Genomic DNA, 4411 nt, shown 5'->3' on the forward strand with positions numbered 1-4411 from the left:
ATAAGCCTAAACTAACAGTGTCATTTTTCTATACCAAATGCTGACCTTTTATAGGGAGCCTAACAAAAAATGTTGTCCCTGCACTGCCTGTATCAATAATAATCGTACCTCCGTGTCGATACACGATGTTATAAGATACCGGCAAGCCTAACCCTGTACCATTTTCCTTCGTCGTCAAAAAAGGTTTACCTATACTTTCCAAAATTCGTCCTGAAATGCCGGATCCCTGATCGCAAAACGTGATGACGATGTGATCTCTTTCCAAAAAAGTTCTAATTGTCAGAGTTCCGCCTGCCTTCATAGATTCTAATCCATTACGCGCTAAATTTAAGATGACCTGCCGAATTTCTTGATCATTTAATTCAAGGTTAGGGAGCTCTTCAAGTTCGGCAACAATAACTTGCTCGTTCCTTAAAGCATCCGCTTGTAACATGGGTAGCAGTTTATTGATAATAGTATTGAGGTTTTGCATTCTAAGATTAATAGGAGTATTTCTACTTAAAGAAAGAAACTCTGTGATAATTGAATTGCAGCGATCCAATTCTTCAATCATGAGTTGAAAATAGTCCTTAAACTCCAGAAGTTTCGGTTTCGCTTCTAGCAACTGAAGAAATCCATGAACAGTTGTCATTGGATTCCTAATTTCATGGGCGATGCTTGCAGCCATCTGACCAATTAGATTTAAACCATCGAGCCTTTGCATTTCTGCTTCCATTTTTTTGCGTTCAGTAATATCACGGTGGATACCCATTATACCGGTTATCTGACCTTGATCATCTCTAATCGGTGAAATACTCAACGACACGTCGATGACCGTGCCATCTTTCTTTTGACGTTTCATATCATAGCCTACAATTTCTTCACCGAGTTTTTACCCTGTCAAGAATTTTTTATCAATTCCGCACTACTTTCGGGCACCGCTAAGATAGTAATCTCTTGCCCTAAGACTTCTGGCGCTGTATAACCATAAATTTTTTTCCCAGCCGGATTAATACTTGTTATTTTATAGGCCAGATCAATCGTCGTAATTATATCATTAGAGTTTCTCACGATGGCTTCAAAGGTTCGGAGTTGCTGAGAATGCGCTTTTACTGCAGCTAATAACGGCGTCAATTCTGGGAGAAAATCCGTATCAACTTGCACACCTTTATCATGGAGAATGGCCTCAGCTAACAAAATTATTTGCTTTCTGATTTTTCTTATTAGGAACAAAGTTACCATAAATGGAATGGCAACTAAAATCCATAAGCCTCCATAGTAAAAGCCTAACATAAATACTAAGATAAAGTACATTAAAATAATGCCAATCACTATATACGACGTTTCATATATTGCGTTTGAGCGCCGTATCTTATGCCTGAGCTCCAAGGCTAAGCCCCCTTATATGTTTTTCAAACCCAATTAGTCCATTTTATCTTCAACCTTTCTATACTATTGCTACTTTCTTATCGGCAAAAGGGTTGCGGATAATTACTAAAATTAAACAATTCAACGGGCAAAGTTCAATCACATACTAACTATTTCCTTCATTCCATCCGACATCCGATATTTTATGATCAACGCTCAAATGAATAACAGGGTCAGGTAGATATTTTCTACTTGACCCTGTTATTCATTTGAGCGTTGATCATACATGTCATAAAACTGTATATCTTCAGACAAACCTTTTTAACCATCTCCCATTCATAGTCTTTCACGTAAAAGTAACAACCTCAACATAATCCACTTTCCAATCTTCGTAAATTTCCATCGCAAATCTGAGAAAAATCCCATTATTAACATCCTCCTTTTTTACTTAATATTAAGTTGCCCTAATTTCCGAAAAATGTGTAAGTAATTTCTTTCCATGACTGTAACAATTAATGAGACAGGAATACCCAGCTCATTGGGTTATTCCTGCCTCTTTAATTGTTACAAATCTTTAAATATCCGGTGCGTTTATATCGATCTTTTGCCCAATATTTTTAAACTCAAGTGTCATCGTCATGGGGTCGGACTTAGCCTTATTTTTAGCTTCGATAGTCGCTTTTAAAAGCATTTTATCTGATTTACGAATATAAAGCGTATATTGAAAATCGGTCCAAAATACCTCCATCATTTGATTTTGTACACTAGGTTTTAATTGACATACCCAAGCCTTATCTCCGTTAACTTTCGCTTGACCGCTAAGCATCACCTCACCAAGTTCTTTCAATTGTAGCGAAGATAAAGGGTTGAGCTCCGCCAGAAAGACTTCTTGAGTAGCCGGAGCATTAGTAAACCGTATCCACTTCTTGCTGAAAGGATCTTTGCTGTAGGTAGAATCTCCGATTTTAATCATTTCCACTTCGCTGCCAACCAGCTGTCCCAAGATACGTGTGTTCCCACCGTCCTTTTCTCCTAGAATCTGAGTGAGTATGCGATCTTTTCCCTCGACCCATTGATGTTGGGTTAGACTGTAGCGAAAAGAGGTCGCAGCGTTCAATCGTTCTAAACCGTGTGTGACTAAATCAGTGGGGTCTGGCTGCCAAAAATAGCGTCCTAAAAGTCCCCCCATCAACACGATGCCGACACCGATGAGTAACCATAATCCTCTTTTCTTCATATCATGCCTCCCTGGCGGAGTTCTTACCCTACTTTATGTGTTTCATGCTTGCCCTATTCCACTAATATAGGAACATATGCATAAGGAATTGCCCTCGCGTTAAACTTGGGCAATTCCTTATCCCGGACTTCAAGATTATCGATTACAAAATTTCATAAGTACCAAATTCCCATTATATTAAGCCATATAACGCTTATAAAGCAAAAAAGATGGTTATGATAACTCCAGAAACTGGTAGAAATCACAACCACCCAACAAATACTTATACACCTCTTGAATCCTTGGAGACTCAGTATTTACCCTACACCCACACCCATTGACAAAGATGTATATGTACGTTATAATGTACGCAGCGGAGGTGATAATATGACCAATACGAATGCAACAAATTTAAGAAGAAACCTATTTGAATATTTGAATTCAGCGATTGAGTTTAATGACATTATCAATGTAAATACAAAAAAGGGAAATGCGGTTATTTTAAGCGAGCAAGAATACAACGGATTGATGGAAACGCTCTATCTTTGCTCTATTCCCGGAATGAAAAAACGCTTGGAAGATGGTCTTAACGCAACGATTGAAGACTGCGTGGAATTCAAATGGTAAAATATAAGATTGTCATACTAAAACAAGCAGAAAAAGACAAAGAAAAAATCAAGCAGTTTCCAGCGTTAAAAGAGAATGTAGAAAAGCTATTAGCCTTCATGCAAGGAAATCCGTTTCAAAACCCACCACCGTATGAAATGCTCATTGGTGATCTGAAAGGGCTATACTCAAGAAGAATTAGCCGACAACACAGATTAGTTTATAAAGTGATTGAGGAAGAAAAAACGATTGTTATTGTTAGTATGTGGTCGCATTATGAGTTTTAATGGGGTTAATATATTTCAAAAACGATATTTTTAGATATTAAAGCACCTGTGCATGTACTGCCCTAGGTGCTTTTTGTTAGCTTTATTGGTGGGAAGCCACCAGCTTCACTCCCACTCAATCGTTCCAGGCGGTTTCGAGGTAATATCATAAACCACCCGATTAACCCCCTGCACTTCATTCACAATCCTTGAGGAGATATTATGCAGGACTTCATACGGCAACCTGGCCCAATCCGCCGTCATAGCATCTTCGCTGGTGACAGCTCTGAGGATGATGGGGTATTCGTAAGTGCGACCATCACCCATGACTCCGACGCTTTTGATGGAAGGGTATGCGTTTATGATGTTTTCATATTTGCCGTTTATGAAGTTATCGTTTACCCAGTCAATTTTACTATGTTTCAACACTTTCCTCAACTGTTAAACCAAAGGCAAAAAACACGCGTTGAGGTGCCCTTTTATCATAGAATACTTTAATGCGTAAAGGTCAAATATACCAAATATTTCTTTAGGTGATGCTCTATATGTATCAAGTATCGGGAATATCATGTATGAATTCTTTCCAGTTAACTAAATAGTGAACAAAAAAAGAAGGGGTAATATTAATCCCTTCTCAACTTTAGCTCAATTCTTATTGGCAAAAACCTATTTCTTCTGGGAAACCCGTACATATATGGACGAAAATGATATAATAATATTGCCTACATAAATTATCTACAGGGAGGTAAATATCATGGATGCAGAGGAAACGAAGGATGCGATTAGAGAATTTATAAACAATGTAGATGATGAAGGTTTAAAAAAGCTGTGGAAATTTATATATGTGGATTTTGAAGTGGTAGCAACTGAAGAAGACATAAAGGCAATAGAAAGGGGCGAACAAGAAATAATGAATGGAGAATTAAGGAGACTTTAACTCTTTCCCCCACGAAAACTTTTATCTGAAGCCAAATCA

General features: G+C 37.9%; 7 protein-coding genes. 3 read left to right on the plus strand and 4 right to left on the minus strand.

Annotated features, from left to right (window positions below; genetic code table 11):
* Positions 1 to 28: 28 nt before the first annotated feature.
* The 3 genes from UF75_RS30580 to UF75_RS24810 all read right to left on the minus strand — a co-directional run bounded on the left by UF75_RS30580 (position 29) and on the right by UF75_RS24810 (position 2584).
* The gene (locus UF75_RS30580; protein WP_052693650.1) at positions 29 to 841 is read right to left on the minus strand and encodes an ATP-binding protein; all 813 of its coding nucleotides are present in this window, start codon (positions 839 to 841) and stop codon (positions 29 to 31) included.
* A 38-nt stretch (positions 842 to 879) separates the two neighbouring features.
* Positions 880 to 1368, minus strand: coding sequence for a PAS domain S-box protein (locus tag UF75_RS30585; RefSeq protein WP_052693652.1), 489 nt, complete (start codon positions 1366 to 1368; stop codon positions 880 to 882).
* 553 nt (positions 1369 to 1921) lie between these two features.
* A complete protein-coding gene (locus UF75_RS24810; RefSeq protein ID WP_045577193.1) occupies positions 1922 to 2584 on the minus strand; it encodes a hypothetical protein in 663 nt (220 codons plus the stop codon).
* A 366-nt stretch (positions 2585 to 2950) separates the two neighbouring features.
* On the opposite strand from UF75_RS24810, the gene UF75_RS24815 reads away from it, so the two are divergent.
* Complete coding sequence (locus UF75_RS24815; RefSeq protein WP_045577194.1) at positions 2951 to 3190, plus strand: type II toxin-antitoxin system Phd/YefM family antitoxin; 240 nt, start codon at positions 2951 to 2953, stop codon at positions 3188 to 3190.
* Positions 3184 to 3456, plus strand: coding sequence for a Txe/YoeB family addiction module toxin (locus UF75_RS24820; RefSeq protein ID WP_045577195.1), 273 nt, complete (start codon positions 3184 to 3186; stop codon positions 3454 to 3456). Before UF75_RS24815 ends, UF75_RS24820 begins: the two co-directional genes overlap by 7 nt.
* Positions 3457 to 3561: 105 nt before the next feature.
* On the opposite strand, the gene UF75_RS24825 is transcribed toward UF75_RS24820, so the two are convergent.
* Positions 3562 to 3864: a hypothetical protein gene (locus UF75_RS24825; RefSeq protein WP_282433864.1), complete on the minus strand. Its 303-nt coding sequence runs from the start codon at positions 3862 to 3864 to the stop codon at positions 3562 to 3564.
* A 325-nt stretch (positions 3865 to 4189) separates the two neighbouring features.
* On the opposite strand from UF75_RS24825, the gene UF75_RS24830 reads away from it, so the two are divergent.
* On the plus strand, positions 4190 to 4372 hold the full coding sequence (locus tag UF75_RS24830) for a hypothetical protein (protein ID WP_045577197.1): 183 nt from the start codon (positions 4190 to 4192) through the stop codon (positions 4370 to 4372).
* The last annotated feature ends 39 nt before the right edge of the window (positions 4373 to 4411 follow it).

Source organism: Desulfosporosinus sp. I2, assembly GCF_000960765.1.
Classification (GTDB): domain Bacteria; phylum Bacillota; class Desulfitobacteriia; order Desulfitobacteriales; family Desulfitobacteriaceae; genus Desulfosporosinus.